This window comes from Flagellimonas eckloniae (genome assembly GCF_001413955.1).
GTDB lineage: Bacteria > Bacteroidota > Bacteroidia > Flavobacteriales > Flavobacteriaceae > Flagellimonas > Flagellimonas eckloniae.
The window spans coordinates 3,300,251-3,321,393 of sequence record NZ_LCTZ01000002.1 but is presented as its reverse complement, the minus strand read 5'-3'; the positions used below and the strand labels follow the sequence as shown (position 1 = coordinate 3,321,393).

The following is a 21,143-nucleotide window of genomic DNA, read 5'->3' as shown; positions in this document are numbered from 1 at the left end:
GTTAAAATTACGGAAAAAGGTTATAAAATAAGGAGTCCTCCTATATAAACCAGACTTCCTATCAACATAAAAATTAAGGTATACGGTAAAATTTCCTTGGCCTTTAACTTAGTTATTCCCAAAAGGGGCAAAGCCCAAAAAGGTTGTAGCATATTTGTCACTTGATCGCCATAGGCCAAAGCCATAATTGCCTTTGGTAAAGGAACACCCAACTGTGTGGCAGATTCCAAAACAAGAGGTCCTTGAACGGCCCATTGACCTCCGCCACTTGGAACGAAAATATTAACAAGTCCTGCGCTCAAAAAGGTGAAAATAGGCAAGGTAACTGAGGTACTTATGGATACAAAAAAATCGGAAATGTCATTAATCATTCCACTACTTCCCATGATGCCCATAATTCCAAAATATAATGGAAACTGAATCAGGATACCAGCTGTGTCCCCAATTGCCTCTTCTATGGCAACCAAAAAACTTTTAAAACTTCCGTGAAGGATTATTGCCAAACCCAACATAAAAAAGTTGAGCATATTTGGAGTGATATTTAGGACTTTGAGCGAAGGCAAATACTGAAGTAAAAAAGCAATTAATATTAATGCTCCAAAGCAAGAGGCAACAATTTTTGAGTAATCCAATTTTTCTGCGCCTTGCAGATTTTCTCTGTCAACAGATTTAAATCCGTATTCTTTCAAAGCAATAGTTTTTGGCCTAACTTTTTTGCCCAAATAATACACTGTAATGGTAATTGACAAAGCCACAATAATAAATAACAGTACATTCCAATAACTAAACACCGTTAGCGAGGTGGAAATGGTTTCTGGTAATTGCGCCAACAACTCCACGTTGGAAATCCCCTCCAATAAGCTTTTAACATGTCCTGCTTCCGAAACCTTTATTGGTGCCGATCCGCTGATTCCCCCATGCCAGACCATTAAGCCCACATATCCAGATGCTCCTATTAATGGGTAATTGATGGGGATATTGTTCGCTTGGGCATATTCGCCTACTTTTCTTGCCAAAATAGCCCCGAATATGAGCCCAAGTCCCCAATTAAAGAAAGAAACCAACATTGTTGGCAATGCCACCAATACAGCTGCGTTAGAGGTATTTTTTACAAGTTTGGTAATTCCCAGAATAATCCGTTCCATGGGTTTGCTCAAAACCAATACGTGGCCCAGAACTAAAATGAGCATCATTTGGTACGCAAACACCAAAAGACCATTGTTCCAAATTCCATTTTCCCAATAGGAAAGAACAGCGGCCAAATGATTTTTATCCGAAGTGTTATCCGTAAAAATTAAGGCAAGTGCAACAGTCAGTACTGTTAAAAGTACTGCAATGGTAAAGGGTGAAGGTAAATACCTTCTAAATACATGTTCTATTACCTTGGTAAGACCCAATGCGGACTAGAATGGCAAATCGTCGTGGTCTTCCTCTTTAAGGTTATCAGCAGGTTCAAAAGCTTCCATTGGTGGTACTGGAGGCATGTTTTCGCCACTTGTTTCTTCTTGCAGATTTTCAATACGCCAACCTTGTATGGAATTAAAATATTTGGTCTCTCCCTGGGGGTTTACCCATTCCCTGCCTCTTAAATTAATGCTGACCTTTACCATCTGCCCAACACTATAATTGTTTAGTAAATCGCACTTGTCCTGTACAAATTCGACCAAAATATGCTGAGGATACTGTTCCTCTGTAGTAATTACCAACTCTCTTTTTCTGAAACCATTATTACCGTAGGTTTTGGTTTCGTCAATCATTTTAACTTTTCCTTGGACTTCCATCTATACTGCTTTTCAATAAGCATCAAAAATACACAAAATGAACCCTAATAAAAACCATGTGCAAGAACGAAGTATCAACATATTTTTACATTTTCTGCTATCTTTAATCACAATTGTACCAAAAAATGAACTTCAACCCCAAAAAGAAGGCTTCCAATATCATTCTGTTGATTTCGGCATTCGTTATAGTGAGCCTTATTCTTTGGAATACCAATAGCTTTTTTAAAAACTTTAAGGAAGAGGAGCGTTTGAAAATGGAAATCTGGGCAACCGCCCAACTAGAACTTATTCAATCTTCCGTAGATCAAGAATTAGGGAACTTAACCCTCAAGGTTATGGGGAACAACACCTCAACTCCCATGATTTTGGTAAATGAGGAAGGTTCTATAAAAACCCATAATATTTCTGCGGAAAAAGCGGCTGATAGTATTTATCTCCAGAGAAAAATAAGACAATTTGAAAGTGAAAATGAACCTATACATATTATCCAGGAAGGGGAATTATTGGAAACCCTTTATTATGGAAACTCAGAGGTTTTGAACAAGCTAAAATATTATCCTTTAGCCCTTCTCTTGATTATTTTTCTTTTTGGCGCGGTCATTTTCTTTTTCTTTAAAACCAACAAGGCCTCTGAACAAAATAAACTGTGGGCCGGAATGGCCAAGGAGACGGCCCATCAAATAGGAACTCCGTTAACTTCATTGTTAGGTTGGAACGAGCTATTAAAGTCTGAAAAAATCAATCAGGATATTACCAAAGAAATAGCAAAGGATATTACCCGACTGGAGACCATTACCGACCGTTTTTCAAAAATAGGATCTATCCCTGATTTGGAAGTTCATGACATAGTTTCTGAAACTGAAAAGGCCTATGAATATTTAAAACGAAGAAGCTCCAAGCTTATACATTTTTCGTTTACATCAGACATTGATGAGCTACCTGTTCTTTTAAATCCTCCGCTGTTCAACTGGAGTATTGAAAATTTGGTGAAAAATGGGATAGATGCCATGAAAGGAAGAGGGAACATCACCATTGAGATTGAAAAAAAAGGCCCTAATGTCCATATTTTGGTTTCTGATACAGGCCATGGTATTCCAAAAAGTAACTTCCAAAACATCTTTAACCCTGGCGTAACATCCAAAAAAAGGGGGTGGGGATTGGGATTGTCATTGGTAAAAAGAATAGTTGAAGAATACCATAAAGGAAAAATTAAAGTACTTTCGTCTAGTAAAGAAGGAACAATCATGCAAATTTCCCTCAAAGCAAATGTTTAATGAGCTATGGCAAAAGAGAAACAAATTGCGATAAAGGAAGCTGAGATTACCAACAATTGCCCCGAATGTTTTAACCAGGAGCTAAAGCTCACCTTTTATCAAAAGCACACCTACAATCCATTTTATCATAGGACGACCGATTTGGTTACCCATGAAATAAAATGCAAGAAATGCTATTCATTAATATATCCCGTAAATTGGACGGACGATATTGAAAGAGTCTTTGATTACTACAATAAGTTGGTCACCCCAGACAAAGCTTCTGTTAGGTTTACCACTCTCTTTTTTATAATCCTTATTTTGGTTTTGGGATTGATTGGGGCTGGTATTTACCTTAAAATGGAAGGGTTTATTTAAGCTTGTCCTGTATCTGTCCTGCTATCTCCTCAAATTCTTCTGTGCTGAAGCTTTCTTTATATTGAAAGGTAGCATTTTTCATACTATGCAATGGAATCAAATGCACATGAACATGGGGAACCTCTAAGCCAATAACCGACATCCCAACACGTTCACATGGGATAGCTGCTTCAATGGCCTTTCCTACCTTTCTGGAAAACTGCATAAGCTTAGTGTATGAGTCTTCATCAAGATCTAACAACCTATCTACCTCTTTTTTAGGCACACAGAGCGTATGTCCTTTTGAGTTTGGATTAATATCTAGAAAGGCAAAATTATCTGGGTCCTCCGCTATCTTATAACAAGGGATTTCTCCACTAATGATTTTGGTGAAAATACTGGGCATGCTTGGTTTGGTTTGGTTCTGAACAAAAAAATCCCGTTAGGAACGGGATTAAATATAAGGATTATAAGATCTTTCAATCCCGTGTAATCTCCAAAATATCAAACTTTAACGTTCCATTGGGTACGGTAATCTCAGCAACATCACCAACCGATTTGCCCAGCAATCCCTTTCCAATGGGAGATGTAACCGATATTTTCCCTGTCTTAATGTCAGCCTCGCTTTCGGCAACCAAGGTGTATTTCATTTCCATTCCATTGGTTTGATTTTTCAACTTTACGGTAGATAAAACCAACACTTTTGATGTATCTAATTGCGATTCATCTATTAATCTTGCATTGGCCAAAGTTTCCTCCATTTTTGAAATCTTCATCTCCAAAAGACCTTGTGCTTCCTTGGCCGCATCATATTCAGCATTTTCGGATAGATCTCCCTTATCCCTAGCTTCACCTATTGCCTGAGAGGCTTTGGGCCTTTCCACGTCTTTTAAGTAGTTCAGTTCTTCCCTTAATTTTTTTAGTCCCTCAGCCGTATAATAAGATACTTTACTCATATCGTCATAATTTAATACAAAAGAACATTGAAGAAAACCAAAAAATTTTCCCAATGCACTTTATTTCTACAAATACAAAAATCCCCAACTGCTTCTATGATTTGCATAGGTTTTTAGCGAGGATTTAACGCAAATATAGGTATTTTTTGCCCAAATTTGTCCAACTAATGTTTTGAAATCCAAACTATGAGGTACTCCTGGGGCTTTATTTTTTTTATTTTTTTATTCTCTTGTGATTCTGATGGCACCAATAGAAATCCATATTTACAAGAAGTGAATTTTAGGTTTGAATTGGATTTGAATCTGCCACTTTACAATAGCCTGAACAATATAGGCAACCCGATATATGTAGGAAACAATGGTGTGGGAACCAGAGGCGTTTTTGTAATTAAATCTGGGTTGGATTCTTTTTTTGCTTTTGAAGCAAGTTGTCCTAACCATGCCCCAAACAATTGTTCCACAATGACCCTAGATGGGCAAAATGTAATATGTTCCTGTGAAGATTACACCTATAATCTTTTTACCGGCCAACAATTGAACAGACCGGATGACGGGAATCGATATTACGACCTTCTTTTTTACAATGCCTCACAAAGTGGAAACATCATAACTATTTCGAATTAGGAGTAATTAAATAGTATTCAGTATTTTATCCATGACCCAACTGGTATGAAGGCCAGAGTCTCCCGTGGATGGATGTACTGCTTTTCCCAGAAGGTGATTTTTAATATTTTGTACGTGTTGCTCTTGAATATGTTCTGGATGTGGAACATCCAATACTTGGTGTCCCGAGGAATTTTCCAGTTCAATTGGTGCATCATCCAAAATAGCAAAACTTATTTTTCCATCGGAACCAAAAATTTCGACTTTGTCAACACGATGATATGTTCCAAAATTCCAGTTGCCTTTTCCGGTAATTCCTCCTTCATGCAGCCAACTTCCTGTAATGGCATCATATGCAGTGTACAATCCTTGTTGATTCAGGGCTATACCGTTGACTTCTTTAATATTTCCAAGTAAAAAGGTGAACAAATCCAGTCCATGACTTGCCAAGTCATCAAAATAGCCTCCAGGCGCTATAGTTTTATCTGTTCTCCAATTATAGTCTCCATTTAAATCCATCGCACTAGGAGGTTTGGTCTTCTCCCATTGAATATGCCTTACCTCACCAATCAAATTATCATCTAACCATTCCTTTATTTTTTGAAATCTTGGAAGGGACCTGCGATAGTAGGCTATAAAAAGTGGCAGATTCCTTGTTTTAAAGGCTTCATAAATTGCCAAACTATCCTGATAATTTGGTGCCATAGGTTTTTCAATACAACATGGTTTCCCCGCGGCCGCAACATGAAGGGCATAAAATTTATGCGTGTCTGGAGGTGTGGCTATATAGACAGCATCAATATCTGGGTTTTCAATAACCTCACCGGCATCTGATGTCCAAAAAGGCACATTATGCCGTTTGGCATAGTCTTTTGCTTTTTCGGAGTTACGACGCATAACCATGGTCACTTCAAATCCTTCGGTCATTTGATACGCTGGCACACTTTTCTTTTCTGTAACATCTCCACAGCCAATTACGCCCCAGCGTATGGTTGATTTATTGAAAAAAATATGGGATTCTGTATTCATAGACTAAAAGTACAGAATCCCATAAAATAGAAATAGGCCAAATTAAAAATTAATGGTTGCCCCTATTAAAAAGTTTATCCCTGCCTGTGGATAAAATCCGTTACCTTCAATAGTGGTAATGGTTCCGGGGTTGGAAAAATCATCATCATAGGTAAAAAAGTATCCGTTTGATACAATGTCCGCATCAAGAATATTGTTTACCAAACCAGAAAGCACAATACTTTTAACAAACGAGTTTGTTTCAATAACATACTGAACATTGAAGTCTGTCTGCCAATAACTCTCCAGAATTGAGGCTTCAGAGTCTATATTCCCCATATATTGTTTGCCCACAAATTTTGATAACAGGGATAATTGAAGGTTTTCGTTTGGCAGAAATGAAAGGATATTCCCAGCCACTACATTGGGTGAATATGCGATATTTGTGTTTCCTAAATCCTGAAGAGTTCCATCTCTTTGAAATACAAAATCAATATTTCTATTGTCACTCAATGCAATATTGGGCCGTAAACTGAACTTATCTCCCAATGTAATAGTCGCATCAATCTCCAAGCCCAAACGATAGCTATCTCCAACGTTGGCCCTGAGTGGTGCACCCACATCATTTAGTTCTCCGGTAAGTACCAATTGGTCTTGGTAGCGCATGTAATATAGATTGGTATTTAACTGAAAATCTGGAGAAACATAACGCCATCCCAACTCAAAATCATTCAATCTTTCTGGTTTGGGATTTCCGTTTTCGTAGTCATTCCGGTTGGGTTCCCTATTTGCTACGGCATAGGAAAAATAGAAGTTATTATTAGGATTCATGTTAAAAGTAACACCTGCTTTAGGGTTAAAAAAGTTAAAGGTGTCGTCCACCAAACCGGTATCTTCACCATTGGCTTCATACCCCACGCTCCTATATTGCATATCTGCAAATATGGACCATTTACCATCTAATTTGTAATTGGCCTTAACATAGCCGTTGAAATCCGTTCTCGTAGAATTATCATCGTAATATCTGTCGCCAATAACGCCAGAGTTTGCAAACTGAGTCCAAATTACTTCTCCAAAATGGTCACCTTTATATACATTATACCCACCACCAATAATTAAATCCAAATTTTCCTTCTGGTGATTTAGTGATAGTACGGTTCCATAAAAATCATTGACCAACCATCTTCTTCGGATTAAATCTGTGGTGTTTATCTCTTCTCCGTCAATTGCAAAAGGTTCATATCCATAGGTTTCAAAATCATCATCCTCTCGGAACTGCTCAAAATACCCACGACCTCTTGTATAGTGTAAAGCTATATTGGAGCTCCATGTTGAACTGATTTTCTCATTCCAATGCAACTGAAAATGATCTTGTTTATAGTTGTCCTCTTCTCTATCATAAAATTGGGTAGCTCCATTTTCATCAGTATAGATTCCTGCAGGGTTGAAAGTTCTGTTGGTCCTTAACGTTTCTGCATCAATTCCAAACCAAGATTGGTAGGTGACCTCATGACCACCAAACAATAATGCTTTTATCAATGTATTTTCATCCTTGTACGCTCCTTGAAGAAAATACGATTCCAGTTCTGATGAAGCCCTATCAATATATCCATCAGAGGTAATTCTTGATAGTCTTCCTGAGATTTCAACATGGTCATTAAGCAGGCCTGTGCTAAATTTTAGGTTATTCCTTAAGGTGTTGAAGCTTCCAACGGATGAAGAAATTCTTGCATAGGCTTCATTTGAAAAAGCATCGGTCAATAGATTTAAACTGGCGCCAAAAGCACTGGCACCATTTGTAGATGTGCCAACTCCGCGTTGTAATTGCAAACTTTCGGTAGATGAAGCAAAATCTGGCATATTTACCCAAAAAGTTCCTTGTGATTCAGCATCGTTGTAGGGAACACCATTTATGGTAACGTTAACCCTTGTTGCGTCACTACCACGCACACGAATACTCGTGTAACCAATCCCCGCTCCAGCATCTGATGTTGTAACCACACCAGGTAAAAAGTTCATTAAAACCGGGATGTCCTGACCTAGGTTTCTGGGAGCGATTTCGTCCTTGTCCAAATTGGAAAAGGTAATGGGAAACTCCTTTGTTACCCGAATAGCTTGAACCAACACCTCGTCCAATACAATTTTTTTGCCTTGCAGCGAATCTGTTGGTTTTTCTTGAGCACTTCCAATAAGTGCCAGCCCACAAAGGGCAAAAGTTGTGAATATAGTTTTCATTCGTAAAAATGTTACGAATAAAAGGGGCTATTATTCTTGTTAAAAATTGATTTTTGTTTCAAAAGAAACATAGAAATTCCAAGTGCGCTACGCGCAATCCCTTGGCAGCATTACCCGCCCAGGTTCATTGGGTATAATCTCAGCCTTATTTAAAAAGCACCCCTTTGAGATGGGGCAAATGTAGTTTGCCCTATTCGTTTTTCATAACAAAAAATCAGTTTTTTTAACTTTTGATAAACACCGTAATCCATGTAGGAACTCGTATATAATTGAGTAATACTTTTTTATGTACCCCAAATCAAACAACAGATTTACATTAAAAATCGTAGTCAGCTATCTAGTTTTAGGTTTATTGGCACTTTTGGCGGGCATTTTTATCTATTCCCAATTCAAAAACTACACTTCTTCCCAAAACATAGGGGAAGACAATTTAAAGCTATTGAAAACCAATGCGTTGTTTGCCGAGCTTTATGAAGCAGAAAATTTGTCAAAGCTTGCCACACAGAGCAACAAAACAAAAAATCTTCAGGCCTATGCACGAAAAGTAGACTCCATGGCCAGTATTATAGATACTTTAAAACTATTGACCAGTAATGATAACCAGACCAACAAATTAGATAGTATCCAGAAGTTGTTGCTTCAAAAAGTCTATAACAGTGCCGAACTAAGAAAGTTAAAAGTCCAAAACAGAAATAGTACTTCCATTGATTCGCTACTGAAGACATTTCATAAAATGGAAGTGGATATGGGAAGAATTACCCCTGAAACTTTTGTCCCAAATTTTAATACCCTGCCCTTGGAAACTCAAAAGTCCATTCAAGAATATGTGGCATTCCTCAATAAAAACATCCCTTCAGAATCAGGCAAAAATACTGATTCAAACACTTTAGATTCCATTTTGCAAGTATCCAAATCCTTTTTACAAGAGGCTAAAACAGAAAACCTTAGAATTGAACGCTCCGTAGTTCAAAAGGAACTCGAAATCTATAGAACTGATCTTGAGTTATCACAGAAATTAAGAAGTATAATCTCCTCTCTGGAAAAAGAGATCATACTAAATGCCTATCGGGACAATTTCAACAAACAACAAATCTTAAGAAAAAGCATTTGGTTGGCTGGTGGGGCTGTCTTCCTTGGTCTTCTGGTTGTAATCATCTTTACCTTTTTAATATCAAAGGACTTTTGGCGAATACAGGAGTACCGAAAACAATTGGAAAAAGAGAAAAAATATTCCGAATCCCTTTTAAAGAGCAGGGAACAATTAATTTCAACCGTAAGTCATGATTTAAAGACCCCGTTGAATACAGTCAGTGGCTACGCCGAACTGATGGAGCACAGCGGCCTTAATAACAAACAGCTGACCTATTTAAAAAAAGTGAAATCAGCTTCAGGCTATATGGAAAGCTTGGCGAACGATTTATTGGACTTTTCAAAATTGGAGGTTGGGAAAATTACCATTGAGAAAGTGCCTTTTGTGCTTTATAACCTAATTATTGAAGTTACTTCGCATTTTAAGGAAGTACATTCAAATAAGAGTATTGACCTTATTTTTGAAGTGTCCGAAGTACTAAAAAAACCTATTCTAAGCGACCCTTTTAGAATACGCCAAATACTTACCAATCTAATTGGAAATGCTTTTAAATTCACCTATAAGGGTTTTGTGAAAATAAGCGCTTTTGTAGAAGACAAAGAACACAAACCATATATCAAAATACAGGTGATTGACTCCGGTATTGGAATTGAAATTAAAAACCAGGAGCTTATATTTCAAGAATTTACACAAGCCGAAGATTCAACAGAAAAAAAATATGGGGGTTATGGCTTAGGGCTAACCATCTCCAAAAAACTGACCAAATTATTGGGTGGCACCTTGACTCTGGAAAGTAAGAAAAATAAAGGAAGTACTTTTAAACTTTCATTGCCCTTGGAATTTTCAAATATGCCAATTCCTCTGCAAAATCCATCCATTGATCATTTTAAGCATCAATTATCTGTACTCATTTTTGATGACGATGAAACCATGCTGGAACTGCTCAAGGAAGTCTTGGAGATACACCAAATTACCACTCATACTTTCTCATGTTTCACAGCTTTTGAAAAAACTGCTGATATTTACTATGATATTGTGCTGACCGATATTCAAATGCCAAAAGTAGGTGGGTTCGAGGTACTCCATAAACTAAAAAATGGCGACTTTTCACATTACAAAAATCAGCCGATATTAGCCATGACAGGCCAAAAAGTACTGGGCAAAAGCAAATATCTCTCTGCCGGATTTGTAGAAGTGCTCCAAAAACCTTTTTCCAATAAGCACCTCTTAGATACACTAGCTCATTTTGTAGACTTTTTGCCCGATGCGAACCGGGAAACTGTTACAATTCCAAAAAATAGTTCTTCTGAGTTTAGCACGGATACGGTTGCTTCTTTTGTAGAAAACCCCGAAGCTTTGCGAAGTGTTTTGGAAAGTTTTTTAGAAGAAACCGCAAGGAATATGACATCGCTTTCAGATGGAATAAAAAATAACATTTATAGTGAAGTAAGAAACATTTCGCACAGAATGCTTCCTATGTTTAGGCAACTAAATGTTAGCAAGGCGATTCCAATCTTAGAAAAATTTGAACACATTGCTCCCAATGCTATTGACAAAAAGGATTTTGAATTCCTAAAACATACCGTTTCAAATCTGGAAAAAGAAATTCATGTTTATTTGACTAAACTTCCAGTTGATATTGATTGATTTTGTTATAGAGTGTTTTCCTGGTTATCTGAAGCAATTTGGCTGCCTTACTTTTGTTGAAGTTTGTTTGTTTTAAAGCTTTGATAATTTTTTCTTTCTCATAATTGGATTTAGAAAACTTGGATTCTGATGATACTTCAGAAGTCATACCCAATGTTTTGGGAATTGAACTTCGCATTACCAGATCTCCATCTGAAAACAGTACTGCTCTTTTTATCATATTTTTTAATTCCCTAAGGTTTCCCGGCCATGAATAGTTATGGAAAATTTGTTTTACTTCTTCGGAAAAATCGACGACATTTTTGCTCAGTTCCTTGTTTGCTTTGTCCAAAAAGTAATTGGCAAAGAGCATTAAATCTTCTATCCGTTCCTGTAATGATGGTATCTCAATAGAAAATTCATTCAATCTATGATACAAATCTTCCCTGAACGTTCCTTCCGCAACGGCCTCCAATAGGTTCTCGTTGGTTGCAACAACAATGCGCACATCTACCGAAATCTCCTTTGTTCCTCCAACACGTTTAATTTTTCGTTCTTGTAGGGCTCTAAGCAATTGCACTTGATTTTCGTAAGAGAGATTTCCAATTTCATCTAAAAAAAGAGTGCCTCCATTTGCAGCCTCAAAATGACCTTCTTTATCTTCAACAGCACCCGTAAAACTACCTTTCAGATGCCCAAAGAATTCACTTGTCGCAATCTCTTTTGGTATGGCTCCACAATCCACGGCTACAAAATTATGATTATTTCGATTGCTCTTTTCATGAATAGCTTTGGCAGTAACTTCCTTTCCGGTTCCGCTTTCGCCACTTATTAAAACCGACATATTGGTTGGGGCCACCAAATCAATATATTGTTGCAACTTTTTGGAAACTTCACTGAAACCAACCAAACTATTGGTTTGATCGTTATTTTTAGTTGACCTATCTTTTTGGGGTTCCAAGTCACCCATCTTCCGTTTTACCGCAGGATTCAAGGCATTTTTAATGATTGAAAGAATATTCTCCGGGGTAAAGGGCTTTGAAATATAGTCAAAGGCGCCTTTTTTCATTGCATCAACAGCAGATTTTACCTCAGCATAGCCTGTCATTAAAACTACTTGGGTTTTTGGAGACTTTTCCTTTATATGCGCTAAAAACGAAATTCCATCACCCTTAGGAAGCCTTACATCTGAAAGAATTATATCAAAAAAAGAGGTGCTAAGTTGTTCCTTGGCTTCCTTGATGGTATAACTTATGGAAATATCAAAATTATGCTTGGTCAAAAAGCTCTGGAGCATTTGACAAAAAGCGGTGTCATCCTCAATGATTAAGATTTTGGGCATATCTCAGTATCTAATATACGATACTGAACCAGGATGAGACTTCAAGTGCATTGTAAAATTATCATAAAAAAGAGAGGCCCGCGAACACAGACCTCTCTTCAACCAAACTAACCTAACACGATTTAAAATATGTGTTATATCTCTATCCAGTTTCCTTCAGCATCGGCATATAAGGTACCAGTGGTGCCATCTTCTAATGACACCTCCAATTTGTACTGGTTTGATTCATTTTTATAAGCTTTATCCACAGTTGCCGTTGGATAATCCTTTGCCACAGCACTGGAAATAGCTTCTGGAAGATCGGAAACACTTATTTCCTCAAAATCTTGTACTTCTGTTACTATTGTAGTTTCATCTACTGGTAATTCAGCAGTTTCTTCTTGGGCGAATGCTGTTACACCAACAAAGGATAATACAGTTGCAAAAATCAATTTTCTCATGGTATTCTATTTTAAAATTAAACTTGCTTATCCTTATGAAAATTCGATGCCATTATTTAAATTAATTTTAAATCATTGAAAATCAATTTTTTATGAATTATTACAAATACGGATATTGTGTATTTGTGTGTAAAAGTGAATTTGATTGTATACTTTTTATACAAAAAAGGCTGCCTAAGCAGCCTTTTCACTTTGCCAACATCCAAAATCTTTCTATGGAGCAAAAAGATTTAGATTGATATTGACATAAATGGACAACACCCGGTTAGTGTACGCATAGCATCATCCAAATTATTTTTGTTGCTTCCCTTTATATTTCTTATTCGAATAACATGTCACCAAAAAAATTGATATGAGAAAGGATAGAATACTTACAAGCAAGATTATTTTATAAATCATTTTCTTTATTTCTATTTATTGGACACAACTTTTATTTTTTGGTCACAAAAAAAGGTCGCACTATGTGCGACCTTTTACCAAATCAACCAACCAAAAAAATCTAGGCAACCACACCTAGATGTGCTTTACTATTTTTAAAAAACGAATCACGTCTTTGGTGTTCCGCTTTATTGATAAGACACGGTTTTATTTCTTTGGTCACATTTAAAATTAAAAAAGACCGCAATTGCGGTCTTTTTTAATTTATTTGGTTTTGTTTTTAAGCCTGGTGTGTTGGTTTTAAAAGATCGTTTACCGTTTTAACCGGATTGAACGTTACCAAAGGAACTTCTACAAAAATTGTGTTCCAAAAAGCCATGGCACCATTCCAAAGACCTGGAAGCTCTAAAGCTTTAAGCTCTTTCCCTTCTTTGGTTTTTTCTGTGATAAAGCCCTGCTTAGCATCTACAAAATCCAGTAGATTATACTTTTCCCCTTTATAGTTTCTTATACCACAAATTAAATCGACCGGGTTAAAATGAGTTGAATTTTTTAAGGTTGCCGCTTGTTGTTCATGAGACAAGTCTATTTGTGCAGATTCGATAATCTGAAGTGAAACATTCCCATCCGCATCACTTATCCAAAATGGGCCTCCTCCTGGCTCACCCTCATTTTTTACCATTCCACAAACTCGAATAGGTCTATTTATGCTGTCTTTTAGTATTGAAAGTTGTTCTTCTAAACTTTTGGAAGCATAGCTTCCGGAAAAACGAACGTTCAGTTCGTTTTCAAGAAAGATTTTTATTTCTTCAATCTGTTGGGAAGAAACACTGTCGCTTTCAAGTGTTTTTGCATATTCAAACGCTTTGGTTTGGGCTTTCAACAATACTCCTGCCAACATTTTTTTACTATTGGCAACAGTTTCCAAATTTTCATCGATTACAACATTATCAATATTCTTGATGAAAATAACATCTGCATCCTGATCATTTAAGTTCTCAATCAATGCTCCATGGCCTCCAGGTCTAAAAAGAATGGAGCCATCACTATTTTTAAAGGGATTGTTCTCCATATCCACAGCAATGGTGTCTGTAGATGGTTTTTGATTTGAATATGAAATTTTAAACTCCGTATTGGTAGCTTTAGCAACATTTGGACTTACCGCCAAATGTTCTCTTCTGAACATTTCATCGTGTTGTTCTGATATTGTAAAATGAAGGTTTGCCTCTCCATCTGTTTTGGCATATAGTGCAGCTTCCTTCAAATGTTCTTGAAAAGGTGTTGCACTTGTAGAGCTATATTTATGGAAGGGCAGCAATCCTTTTGGATAGAAACCAAAATTTAATCCATCTGACATTAACATTTCCTGCACAAAAAGATAGGCTTCCTCATCCTTATTTTTAGCTTTTCCCGAAATCCTGTCCATAATTAATTTATAGAAAGGCAATCTGGACATGTTTTCTGTAAACCGTTTAACAGCCTTGTCCCCTGTACGATAAATATACTCCGAAAGTGTTTCTTTTGAAGAGTCATAAGCATCCAAAAAATTAAACATAGCTTTGAACATTCTGGAGGCTGCTCCTGAGGCCGGTACAAACTTCAACAACTCCAATCCACCTCGGAAATTTTCAAAATACTGGATTATTTCATTTTGCTCCTCATTGGAAAATCTCAAGATTCCATCTGAAACTACAGCTGCTTTTACCAGCTTTACAAATGGGATTCCTGCTTTGAATGTTTCAATTTGAGCTGCTACTTTTTCTTTTGAAATTCCTTTTTCTTCAAGTTGTTCCAAATCTTTTTGACTTAGGTCAATCATGTCTTTTTAAGAAGTTTATCAATATGTTTAACTGCGGTTTTGAGCCTTGTCCTTTTATCTCCTTTCAAGATAACAAAATTCCGATTGTACTTTTCCAAAGTGTTTTGAAAATATTCGAACATTTGTTCCCTTTCGTTGGGTTTGTCCCTAAGGTCATCTGCTTCCCATGGAGTATCTATATAGGTCAAGAAATATAAATCGTAAGTGTTCTTTAAAGCATATTTTTCCAAAACTGGATCGCAATGACCAATATAGTATGCCTCGGAATATACTTTGGTTTCCAACAAATCAGTATCACAAATAAGCACATCTGTTGCCTTTTTGGTCAGGTCATTTTCCAGCTTAATTTGACCTTCTGCAATGGGCAACAAATCTTTTGGCTCACAAGTTTTTCGCTCATTGTTCCATTTGTTCTGCAAATATTCACGGGCATATTCAGGTACCCACACAGTATTATATTGTCTTGCCAATTGTTCGGAGAGTGTAGTTTTGCCCGTAGATTCCGGACCAAAAAGAACTACTTTAATAAGGTCTGAGGGCTCTTGCCCAAATTTTTCTTCCATGCTTTATAACCGTAAATAGCAATGAGGGTTAGCAAAAAATATAGCAAAGAGCTAAAAATAAGTCCTTTATACCAATATAAAGGTACAGTTATGATATCGCCTATAATCCAGTATACCCAGTTTTCTAATTTTTTCTTTGCCATTAACCACATACCCACAAAAAAGATAGCTGTGGTAAGCGTATCAACATAGGCGGTCCATGTATCAAACTTGTCAAAAACAAAATACACAAATGACACAAAAGCAATTGCTCCAATGAACAATACAATGGACCATTTTTTCTCTTTAGAAGTGGTTTTTGTAATAGGTACAAAATGGGTTTCGTCCACTTTTCGGGTCCATAGATACCATCCTATAATACTCATAATAAAATAATATGCATTAATCAGCATATCTCCCAAAAGTCCAAACACCAAAAGAATATAAACAAAAATTCCAGTGCCTATTATTCCAGTAGGGAAGACCAAAATATTTTCGCGTTTTGAATACCATACGCTAAGAAGTCCAAAAACAACTCCTATCATTTCCAAAACAATAAGGTGCGTTGGAACACCTTCGTATTGAGCAAAAATCCAATCAAAAATGTGGCTCATATTCGCTTCGGTCCGATTTAACCAATTTCATATACAACAACCCTTTATCCATCAACTCAAAGGCAGCTTCAATCTCGGTGTTCAATACTTGCATAACCTGATTATATTCTCCAAATACTTGGGTGCTTAAGGGATTTTCCAAAACAGTGAGATTAGAGGCTCTGAGCTTTTTAATGAAATTGATGATATGTTCTTCAAAATCATCTTGTAAGGGCGAAAAGGTAAGTTCAACAGATATATTCATGGGCCAGTAGAAATTTTCAAGGCAAAGCTACTAAAAAGCGAGCTGTCACCTACCCATTAATTTAAGTGCATAAGCACAGGTAAATCCTTCAAATTCCAAAAACTCCACATCGTAATGGGATTTCTTTCCTTCATAGAGAATTTCTGCCACGGTTCTCTTGTCGTCAAACGTAAAATCCATGACATGTATGTGCCTCAAAAAACTGAGTCCTTTTTGGGCATAAATTTTATAAAGTGATTCTTTTGCGCCCCAAACCATCGTCAATTTTCTTATTATGGCATCTGTATTGGCCAAGGTTCTATACTCTTGTATCGGAGTGAACTTATAGGCAATTCGAAGGATTTTGTCCCGTTGCATTTCAATATCAATTCCTACCTCATCGGTTTCACTTACAATAATGCCCGTAAAATTGTGCGAATGGGTTATGGAAATATGGTTTCCATCCTTTAAATGTGGTTTACCGGCGGCATCATAAAACAAATCACTATCTGAATATCCCGCTTCGGCCATCAAATGTCTTATACTTAAGAACGCCCTCCTGTGAGCCTCTGATTTCATGCCCTCCATTCGATTTTGACAATGCGATGTGAGCATAATACCTTCGGCGAGTTGATCCTCAGGTTCCGTAACCTTCCAAATATATACGGAAGTAGTGGGTGAAACTGTTATGGTTTTGTAAATGGGCACGACTAAAAGTTAAGTAATTTGTACCTTTGCTGACTATTAAAGCGAAGCTACAAAAGTAAATTAACAAAAAGATATGAGCACTAAAACAATTCCTTATGTACCATTTAAGGTTAAGGATATTTCCCTAGCTGATTGGGGAAGAAAAGAAATTGAACTTGCTGAAGCAGAAATGCCTGGCCTTATGGCATTGCGAAAGGAGTACAAGAATGAACAACCCCTTAAAGGTACTCGAATAGCAGGATGCCTACATATGACCATCCAAACTGCGGTTTTGATTGAAACTCTTGTGGAACTGGGTGCGGATGTAACCTGGAGTTCATGTAATATTTTCTCCACACAAGATCATGCTGCCGCTGCAATAGCCGCTGCGGGAATTCCCGTATATGCGTGGAAAGGAATGAATGAAGAGGAGTTTGACTGGTGTATTGAACAAACTTTGTTCTTTGGTGAAGACAGACAACCCTTAAACATGATTTTGGATGATGGTGGAGATTTGACCAATATGGTTCTAGATCAATATCCTGAATTAGCGGCAGGTATCAAAGGACTTTCTGAAGAAACAACAACCGGAGTGCACCGTTTGTACGAAAGAGTAAAAAACGGAACGCTCCCCATGCCAGCCATCAATGTAAACGACTCTGTTACCAAGTCTAAGTTTGATAACAAGTACGGTTGCAAAGAAAGTGCGGTTGATGCAATACGCCGAGCTACGGATACCATGTTAGCAGGAAAAAAAGTTGTTGTTGCCGGATATGGAGATGTTGGAAAGGGAACTGCAGCTTCTTTTAGAGGTGCCGGTTCCATCGTAACCGTTACTGAAATTGACCCGATTTGTGCATTACAAGCATGTATGGATGGTTATGAAGTAAAGAAACTGGAAACTGTTATTGGCAAAGCCGATGTAATTATTACAACAACAGGAAATAAGGATATTATTCGCGAAGAACACTTCCGTGCCTTAAAGGACAAAGCCATTGTCTGTAATATTGGTCATTTTGATAATGAAATTGATATGGCTTGGTTGAATGGTCAATATGGCCATACGAAGGATGAGATTAAGCCGCAAGTAGATAAATACACTGTTGAAGGCAAGGATATTATCATTTTGGCCGAAGGTCGATTGGTAAACCTCGGGTGTGCTACCGGACATCCTAGTTTTGTGATGAGTAATTCGTTCACTAATCAAACCTTGGCCCAAATAGAACTTTGGAACAACAGTGACAAGTATGGCAATGATGTATATATGCTTCCAAAACATTTGGATGAAAAGGTTGCTAAATTGCACTTGGAACGTTTAGGCGCCGAGCTTACTGAGCTTAAGCCAGATCAAGCCGAATATATTGGTGTAACTGTAGAAGGTCCATATAAACCAGAATATTATAGATACTAAATCTAAATTTGAATGTTTTGGAAAATAAACCCTCACTTATTGTGAGGGTTTATTTTTTGGGGCGATATTTACGTTACTGACAATTGCCATGAATATCATTTTAACTGGAGCTACTGGAACATTAGGTTCTCAAATCCTCTTTTCTTTGCTGGAAAGTAGGTTTGAGCATTTAGAATCCATATCCCTCATTGTCCGCAAAAAAAATACAACTACTCCAGAAGAAAGGATTTCCAAAATGCTGGGCAGTGAGATTTTACCAGAATTTCTAAAAAAGAAAAAAGAAGCAATCCACCGAAAAGTTAGAGTCGTCAATGCAGAAAATATTTTAAGACCTAATACTTTTTTGGACAGTACCAAGAAATATCACTTCATTCATTCTGCTGGGTTTGTAAACTTATCCATTGACCCAAACAGTAAAGAAGAAATATTTAAAGAAAATCTAACGCTGACGCAAAATATCTTTAAAGTATATACCCCATATCTTGCAAAGTTCATTTACATCAGCACCGCATTTTCAATAGGAAAATTGGGCGGTCTTCTTAAAGACAATTACGTTTCTGAAAAGCAGGCATTATATCGAAACTTCTACGAAGCATCCAAGCACGCTGCCGAAAAATATTTGGTAAAAGCAGGTAAAACTTCAGCCATTCCCATACAGATTTTAAGACCAAGTGTATTGGGAGGGAACATTTTTGACAAGCCCAATTTCTTTATTTCAAAATATATGGTCTTTTACTTGTTTGCCAAGTTTTTTCATAAGAGCACTTCATCAGATACAGTAAGGATACAGGCAAACACCGATAGTAAGCTCAATATCATACCAACGGATTATGCCGCAAAAGTAATTGCCAAAGTATTTGACACCCATATTTCTCAATTAAATATTGTTCATTCAACTGGGACAAATATTTTTAATGGCATTACCAAAATCTTGGAAACCGTCAATTTTAAAAGCTTTAAATTGACCCAAGAACTTATGGATACCGCTTCAGAATTTGAGAGTTCTTTAGAGCAGTTTTATTATGAGACAATAGGTGTTCATTTAACACCTTACCTAACTTCAATACCCCAAGAATGGGACACTACGCTTTTAGAAAGTATTTTACCTTTGCCAAAATACAATCTTGAAGAGTATCTGGTAGCTACAGTAGAATTTGCCAAAAGCAATGGGTTTAAGAATCAGCGTTGGTAAAGATTATCGTTTAAGATCAATCTTATTTTCTTAGTTTTAAATGGCATTTTAAACTGTATTATTTTGGCACAAAATTCGAATCAAGACATTAATTATTTCGCGCCACAGTTTGATGAAATTGAAAATTATATCAAACAAAGGGATAAAATTAATCCAAAGGTTTCTAAAGTAGATGTGGCCTGGCATTTGGATCATAGCTTAAAGACCATCAATAGCGTTTACAAAGCTCTTGAAAACTCGAATCCCGATCAGTTTAAACCCAATTTTAGTTTATCACGCTTCTTTATATATGCATGGGGGGATTTTCCCCGGGGCTTTGCCAAAGCCCCAAAGTATGTTTTGCCTCCAGATAATGTTACCCTAAAAAGTTTACAAGCGCAACTGGAGGAGGCTAAGGGAAATCTAAAAAAATTAGAGAACTTAGATGCAAGAACCCATTTTAAACACCCCTATTTTAACTTCATAAACAAAAAACAAAGCAAGCGCTTTATAAAAATCCATACTAGACATCATTTGAGGATTGTCCGGGATATTTTGAAGGAATAATTTACTCAATAATCTTCCTTAAATCATAAAAATAAAAGTTCTTTTCATCGTTCATGGCCACAAAAAGTCCATTTGGAAAAGTACTGTTCAGTGGAACCGTCACCACCTCGCACCCATCTGTTTCCAGCGTGGTTAAATTCACTGCTTTTATAAATGAGTTGTCCTTTCGTGAAAAAATATTGAACTCGCCTTTTTGTTGATTGGAAACTATGATTTGCCCCTCACCATCGGGATAGGTTGTAATGGCAATTCCTTCTATATCCTCTAAAAAGTATTCTCCTCCAAAACATGAAATTTCTACATCTCCCTTACTTGGTTCCGCATGATATTTTCTAATACATACTCCTTCATCTGAATAATATATAAACCCATTTTCATCATCAACCGCAATAGCTTCAATCTCTTTTCGACCACTAAACTTTCCAAATTTCCGAACCAAATTTGCTTTGACCCCTAAACTATCTGCTTGCAATGTATATTGATACAAATAACCAGTACCAGGACCTGTTTTTCTTCCCACAATGGCGTAAATCGTAGAATCCAATGGCGATTTATACAGACTAATGCCCATAGGCAATTTATTTTCAAGTAATTCTTCATCAGAAAATACAGGAACCCCTCCACCATCCATTGGTTTCATGTTTGGAACCGAAAACATTCTGATTTGTTGTTTCTCCCGTTCGGTAAAAACCATAATATCCGTTGTGGTTGAATCGGTTAGTTGAAAACCATACTCTACATCCACATTGTTGGGCCGTTTCATATTTCGGATAGTTTTATCCTCGATTATTTTTCCATTCAAATCAAATGCATAGATGGCTCCATTGGTTTCCTTATCTGTTCCAAAAACAATACTTTTTGATGCATCTGCTGGATTAATCCAAATTGCGGGATCATCAGTATCGTTCAATGTAAATTCTGTAATGATATCTGGTTGAATTGGCGGTAACGTACTTTTTGTATTGCAGGATGTAAAAAATAGCACAATTACAACTAGGGAATAAATAGATCTATACATGTTTTAAAGATAAAATTAGGTT

General features: G+C 36.9%; 21 protein-coding genes. 7 read left to right on the top strand and 14 right to left on the bottom strand.

Features of this window, described 5'->3' with window-relative positions:
* Positions 1–20: 20 nt before the first annotated feature.
* Positions 21–1,397, bottom strand: coding sequence for a short-chain fatty acid transporter (locus tag AAY42_RS14275; RefSeq protein WP_055396399.1), 1,377 nt, complete (start codon positions 1,395–1,397; stop codon positions 21–23).
* A gap of 6 nt (positions 1,398–1,403) precedes the next feature.
* Entirely contained in the window at positions 1,404–1,781 is a 378-nt protein-coding gene (locus AAY42_RS14270) for a DUF3127 domain-containing protein (RefSeq protein WP_055396397.1), read from the bottom strand.
* 125 nt (positions 1,782–1,906) lie between these two features.
* Here AAY42_RS14270 and AAY42_RS14265 point away from each other — a divergent pair, with 125 nt between their 5' ends.
* Both AAY42_RS14265 and AAY42_RS14260 read left to right on the top strand, forming a co-directional pair.
* The gene (locus tag AAY42_RS14265) at positions 1,907–3,055 is read left to right on the top strand and encodes a sensor histidine kinase (protein WP_055396395.1); all 1,149 of its coding nucleotides are present in this window, start codon (positions 1,907–1,909) and stop codon (positions 3,053–3,055) included.
* Between the two features lie 6 nt (positions 3,056–3,061).
* Positions 3,062–3,412: a hypothetical protein gene (locus AAY42_RS14260; protein ID WP_055396393.1), complete on the top strand. Its 351-nt coding sequence runs from the start codon at positions 3,062–3,064 to the stop codon at positions 3,410–3,412.
* On the opposite strand, the gene AAY42_RS14255 is transcribed toward AAY42_RS14260, so the two are convergent.
* Together AAY42_RS14255 and greA are read right to left on the bottom strand one after the other, a co-directional pair.
* The gene (locus AAY42_RS14255) at positions 3,405–3,797 is read right to left on the bottom strand and encodes an HIT family protein (protein ID WP_055396391.1); all 393 of its coding nucleotides are present in this window, start codon (positions 3,795–3,797) and stop codon (positions 3,405–3,407) included. The two genes, AAY42_RS14260 and AAY42_RS14255, sit on opposite strands and share 8 nt — an antisense overlap.
* Before the next feature lie 73 nt (positions 3,798–3,870).
* Positions 3,871–4,347, bottom strand: a complete 477-nt coding sequence (gene greA, locus AAY42_RS14250; RefSeq protein WP_055397951.1) for a transcription elongation factor GreA — start codon at positions 4,345–4,347, stop codon at positions 3,871–3,873.
* A 186-nt stretch (positions 4,348–4,533) separates the two neighbouring features.
* Here greA and AAY42_RS14245 point away from each other — a divergent pair, with 186 nt between their 5' ends.
* A complete protein-coding gene (locus AAY42_RS14245; RefSeq protein WP_055396389.1) occupies positions 4,534–4,971 on the top strand; it encodes a Rieske (2Fe-2S) protein in 438 nt (145 codons plus the stop codon).
* A 6-nt stretch (positions 4,972–4,977) separates the two neighbouring features.
* Here the strand turns inward: AAY42_RS14245 and AAY42_RS14240 are convergent, their stop codons facing one another.
* Together AAY42_RS14240 and AAY42_RS14235 are read right to left on the bottom strand one after the other, a co-directional pair.
* A complete protein-coding gene (locus tag AAY42_RS14240) occupies positions 4,978–5,979 on the bottom strand; it encodes a Gfo/Idh/MocA family protein (RefSeq protein ID WP_055396387.1) in 1,002 nt (333 codons plus the stop codon).
* A gap of 42 nt (positions 5,980–6,021) precedes the next feature.
* A complete protein-coding gene (locus AAY42_RS14235; protein ID WP_055396385.1) occupies positions 6,022–8,193 on the bottom strand; it encodes a TonB-dependent receptor in 2,172 nt (723 codons plus the stop codon).
* A gap of 286 nt (positions 8,194–8,479) precedes the next feature.
* On the opposite strand from AAY42_RS14235, the gene AAY42_RS14230 reads away from it, so the two are divergent.
* Complete coding sequence (locus tag AAY42_RS14230; RefSeq protein ID WP_055396383.1) at positions 8,480–10,930, top strand: hybrid sensor histidine kinase/response regulator; 2,451 nt, start codon at positions 8,480–8,482, stop codon at positions 10,928–10,930.
* Here AAY42_RS14230 and AAY42_RS14225 read toward each other — a convergent pair.
* From AAY42_RS14225 to AAY42_RS14195, 7 genes are all read right to left on the bottom strand, one after another.
* Positions 10,905–12,251, bottom strand: a complete 1,347-nt coding sequence (locus AAY42_RS14225; RefSeq protein ID WP_055396381.1) for a sigma-54-dependent transcriptional regulator — start codon at positions 12,249–12,251, stop codon at positions 10,905–10,907. The genes AAY42_RS14230 and AAY42_RS14225 overlap by 26 nt on opposite strands.
* 134 nt (positions 12,252–12,385) lie before the next feature.
* Positions 12,386–12,691 carry a hypothetical protein gene (locus AAY42_RS14220; RefSeq protein WP_055396379.1) on the bottom strand — a complete coding sequence of 102 codons (306 nt, stop codon included), beginning with the start codon at positions 12,689–12,691 and terminating at the stop codon, positions 12,386–12,388.
* Positions 12,692–13,349: 658 nt separating this feature from the next.
* Complete coding sequence (locus tag AAY42_RS14215; RefSeq protein WP_055396377.1) at positions 13,350–14,888, bottom strand: DUF4301 family protein; 1,539 nt, start codon at positions 14,886–14,888, stop codon at positions 13,350–13,352.
* Positions 14,885–15,451, bottom strand: coding sequence for an AAA family ATPase (locus AAY42_RS14210; protein WP_055396375.1), 567 nt, complete (start codon positions 15,449–15,451; stop codon positions 14,885–14,887). The genes AAY42_RS14215 and AAY42_RS14210 overlap by 4 nt, the downstream gene beginning before the upstream one ends.
* Entirely contained in the window at positions 15,406–16,044 is a 639-nt protein-coding gene (gene pnuC / locus AAY42_RS14205; RefSeq protein ID WP_055396373.1) for a nicotinamide riboside transporter PnuC, read from the bottom strand. The genes AAY42_RS14210 and pnuC overlap by 46 nt, the downstream gene beginning before the upstream one ends.
* Positions 16,028–16,288 carry a hypothetical protein gene (locus tag AAY42_RS14200; protein ID WP_055396371.1) on the bottom strand — a complete coding sequence of 87 codons (261 nt, stop codon included), beginning with the start codon at positions 16,286–16,288 and terminating at the stop codon, positions 16,028–16,030. The genes pnuC and AAY42_RS14200 overlap by 17 nt, the downstream gene beginning before the upstream one ends.
* A 45-nt stretch (positions 16,289–16,333) precedes the next feature.
* Positions 16,334–16,975, bottom strand: a complete 642-nt coding sequence (locus tag AAY42_RS14195) for a 4'-phosphopantetheinyl transferase family protein (RefSeq protein ID WP_055396369.1) — start codon at positions 16,973–16,975, stop codon at positions 16,334–16,336.
* 73 nt (positions 16,976–17,048) lie between these two features.
* On the opposite strand from AAY42_RS14195, the gene ahcY reads away from it, so the two are divergent.
* The 3 genes from ahcY to AAY42_RS14180 all read left to right on the top strand — a co-directional run bounded on the left by ahcY (position 17,049) and on the right by AAY42_RS14180 (position 20,103).
* Positions 17,049–18,365, top strand: coding sequence for an adenosylhomocysteinase (ahcY, locus tag AAY42_RS14190; RefSeq protein ID WP_055396367.1), 1,317 nt, complete (start codon positions 17,049–17,051; stop codon positions 18,363–18,365).
* Between the two features lie 88 nt (positions 18,366–18,453).
* Positions 18,454–19,557 carry an SDR family oxidoreductase gene (locus AAY42_RS14185; RefSeq protein WP_055396365.1) on the top strand — a complete coding sequence of 368 codons (1,104 nt, stop codon included), beginning with the start codon at positions 18,454–18,456 and terminating at the stop codon, positions 19,555–19,557.
* A 63-nt stretch (positions 19,558–19,620) separates the two neighbouring features.
* The gene (locus tag AAY42_RS14180; protein WP_055396363.1) at positions 19,621–20,103 is read left to right on the top strand and encodes a hypothetical protein; all 483 of its coding nucleotides are present in this window, start codon (positions 19,621–19,623) and stop codon (positions 20,101–20,103) included.
* A gap of 1 nt (position 20,104) precedes the next feature.
* On the opposite strand, the gene AAY42_RS14175 is transcribed toward AAY42_RS14180, so the two are convergent.
* Positions 20,105–21,121: a phytase gene (locus AAY42_RS14175; protein ID WP_055396361.1), complete on the bottom strand. Its 1,017-nt coding sequence runs from the start codon at positions 21,119–21,121 to the stop codon at positions 20,105–20,107.
* Positions 21,122–21,143: the final 22 nt, after the last annotated feature.

Excerpts from the sequence above, each read along its gene's own strand:
- AAY42_RS14185 (WP_055396365.1), top strand. The coding sequence starts at position 18,454 with ATGAATATCATTTTAACTGGAGCTACTGGAACATTAGGTTCTCAAATC.
- AAY42_RS14200 (WP_055396371.1), bottom strand. The coding sequence starts at position 16,288 with ATGAATATATCTGTTGAACTTACCTTTTCGCCCTTACAAGATGATTTT.
- AAY42_RS14255 (WP_055396391.1), bottom strand. The coding sequence starts at position 3,797 with ATGCCCAGTATTTTCACCAAAATCATTAGTGGAGAAATCCCTTGTTAT.
- ahcY (WP_055396367.1), top strand. The coding sequence starts at position 17,049 with ATGAGCACTAAAACAATTCCTTATGTACCATTTAAGGTTAAGGATATT.
- AAY42_RS14260 (WP_055396393.1), top strand. The coding sequence starts at position 3,062 with ATGGCAAAAGAGAAACAAATTGCGATAAAGGAAGCTGAGATTACCAAC.
- AAY42_RS14245 (WP_055396389.1), top strand. The coding sequence starts at position 4,534 with ATGAGGTACTCCTGGGGCTTTATTTTTTTTATTTTTTTATTCTCTTGT.
- AAY42_RS14225 (WP_055396381.1), bottom strand. The coding sequence starts at position 12,251 with ATGCCCAAAATCTTAATCATTGAGGATGACACCGCTTTTTGTCAAATG.
- AAY42_RS14265 (WP_055396395.1), top strand. The coding sequence starts at position 1,907 with ATGAACTTCAACCCCAAAAAGAAGGCTTCCAATATCATTCTGTTGATT.
- AAY42_RS14210 (WP_055396375.1), bottom strand. The coding sequence starts at position 15,451 with ATGGAAGAAAAATTTGGGCAAGAGCCCTCAGACCTTATTAAAGTAGTT.
- pnuC (WP_055396373.1), bottom strand. The coding sequence starts at position 16,044 with ATGAGCCACATTTTTGATTGGATTTTTGCTCAATACGAAGGTGTTCCA.
- greA (WP_055397951.1), bottom strand. The coding sequence starts at position 4,347 with ATGAGTAAAGTATCTTATTATACGGCTGAGGGACTAAAAAAATTAAGG.
- AAY42_RS14215 (WP_055396377.1), bottom strand. The coding sequence starts at position 14,888 with ATGATTGACCTAAGTCAAAAAGATTTGGAACAACTTGAAGAAAAAGGA.
- AAY42_RS14230 (WP_055396383.1), top strand. The coding sequence starts at position 8,480 with ATGTACCCCAAATCAAACAACAGATTTACATTAAAAATCGTAGTCAGC.
- AAY42_RS14220 (WP_055396379.1), bottom strand. The coding sequence starts at position 12,691 with ATGAGAAAATTGATTTTTGCAACTGTATTATCCTTTGTTGGTGTAACA.
- AAY42_RS14240 (WP_055396387.1), bottom strand. The coding sequence starts at position 5,979 with ATGAATACAGAATCCCATATTTTTTTCAATAAATCAACCATACGCTGG.
- AAY42_RS14235 (WP_055396385.1), bottom strand. The coding sequence starts at position 8,193 with ATGAAAACTATATTCACAACTTTTGCCCTTTGTGGGCTGGCACTTATT.
- AAY42_RS14175 (WP_055396361.1), bottom strand. The coding sequence starts at position 21,121 with ATGTATAGATCTATTTATTCCCTAGTTGTAATTGTGCTATTTTTTACA.
- AAY42_RS14270 (WP_055396397.1), bottom strand. The coding sequence starts at position 1,781 with ATGGAAGTCCAAGGAAAAGTTAAAATGATTGACGAAACCAAAACCTAC.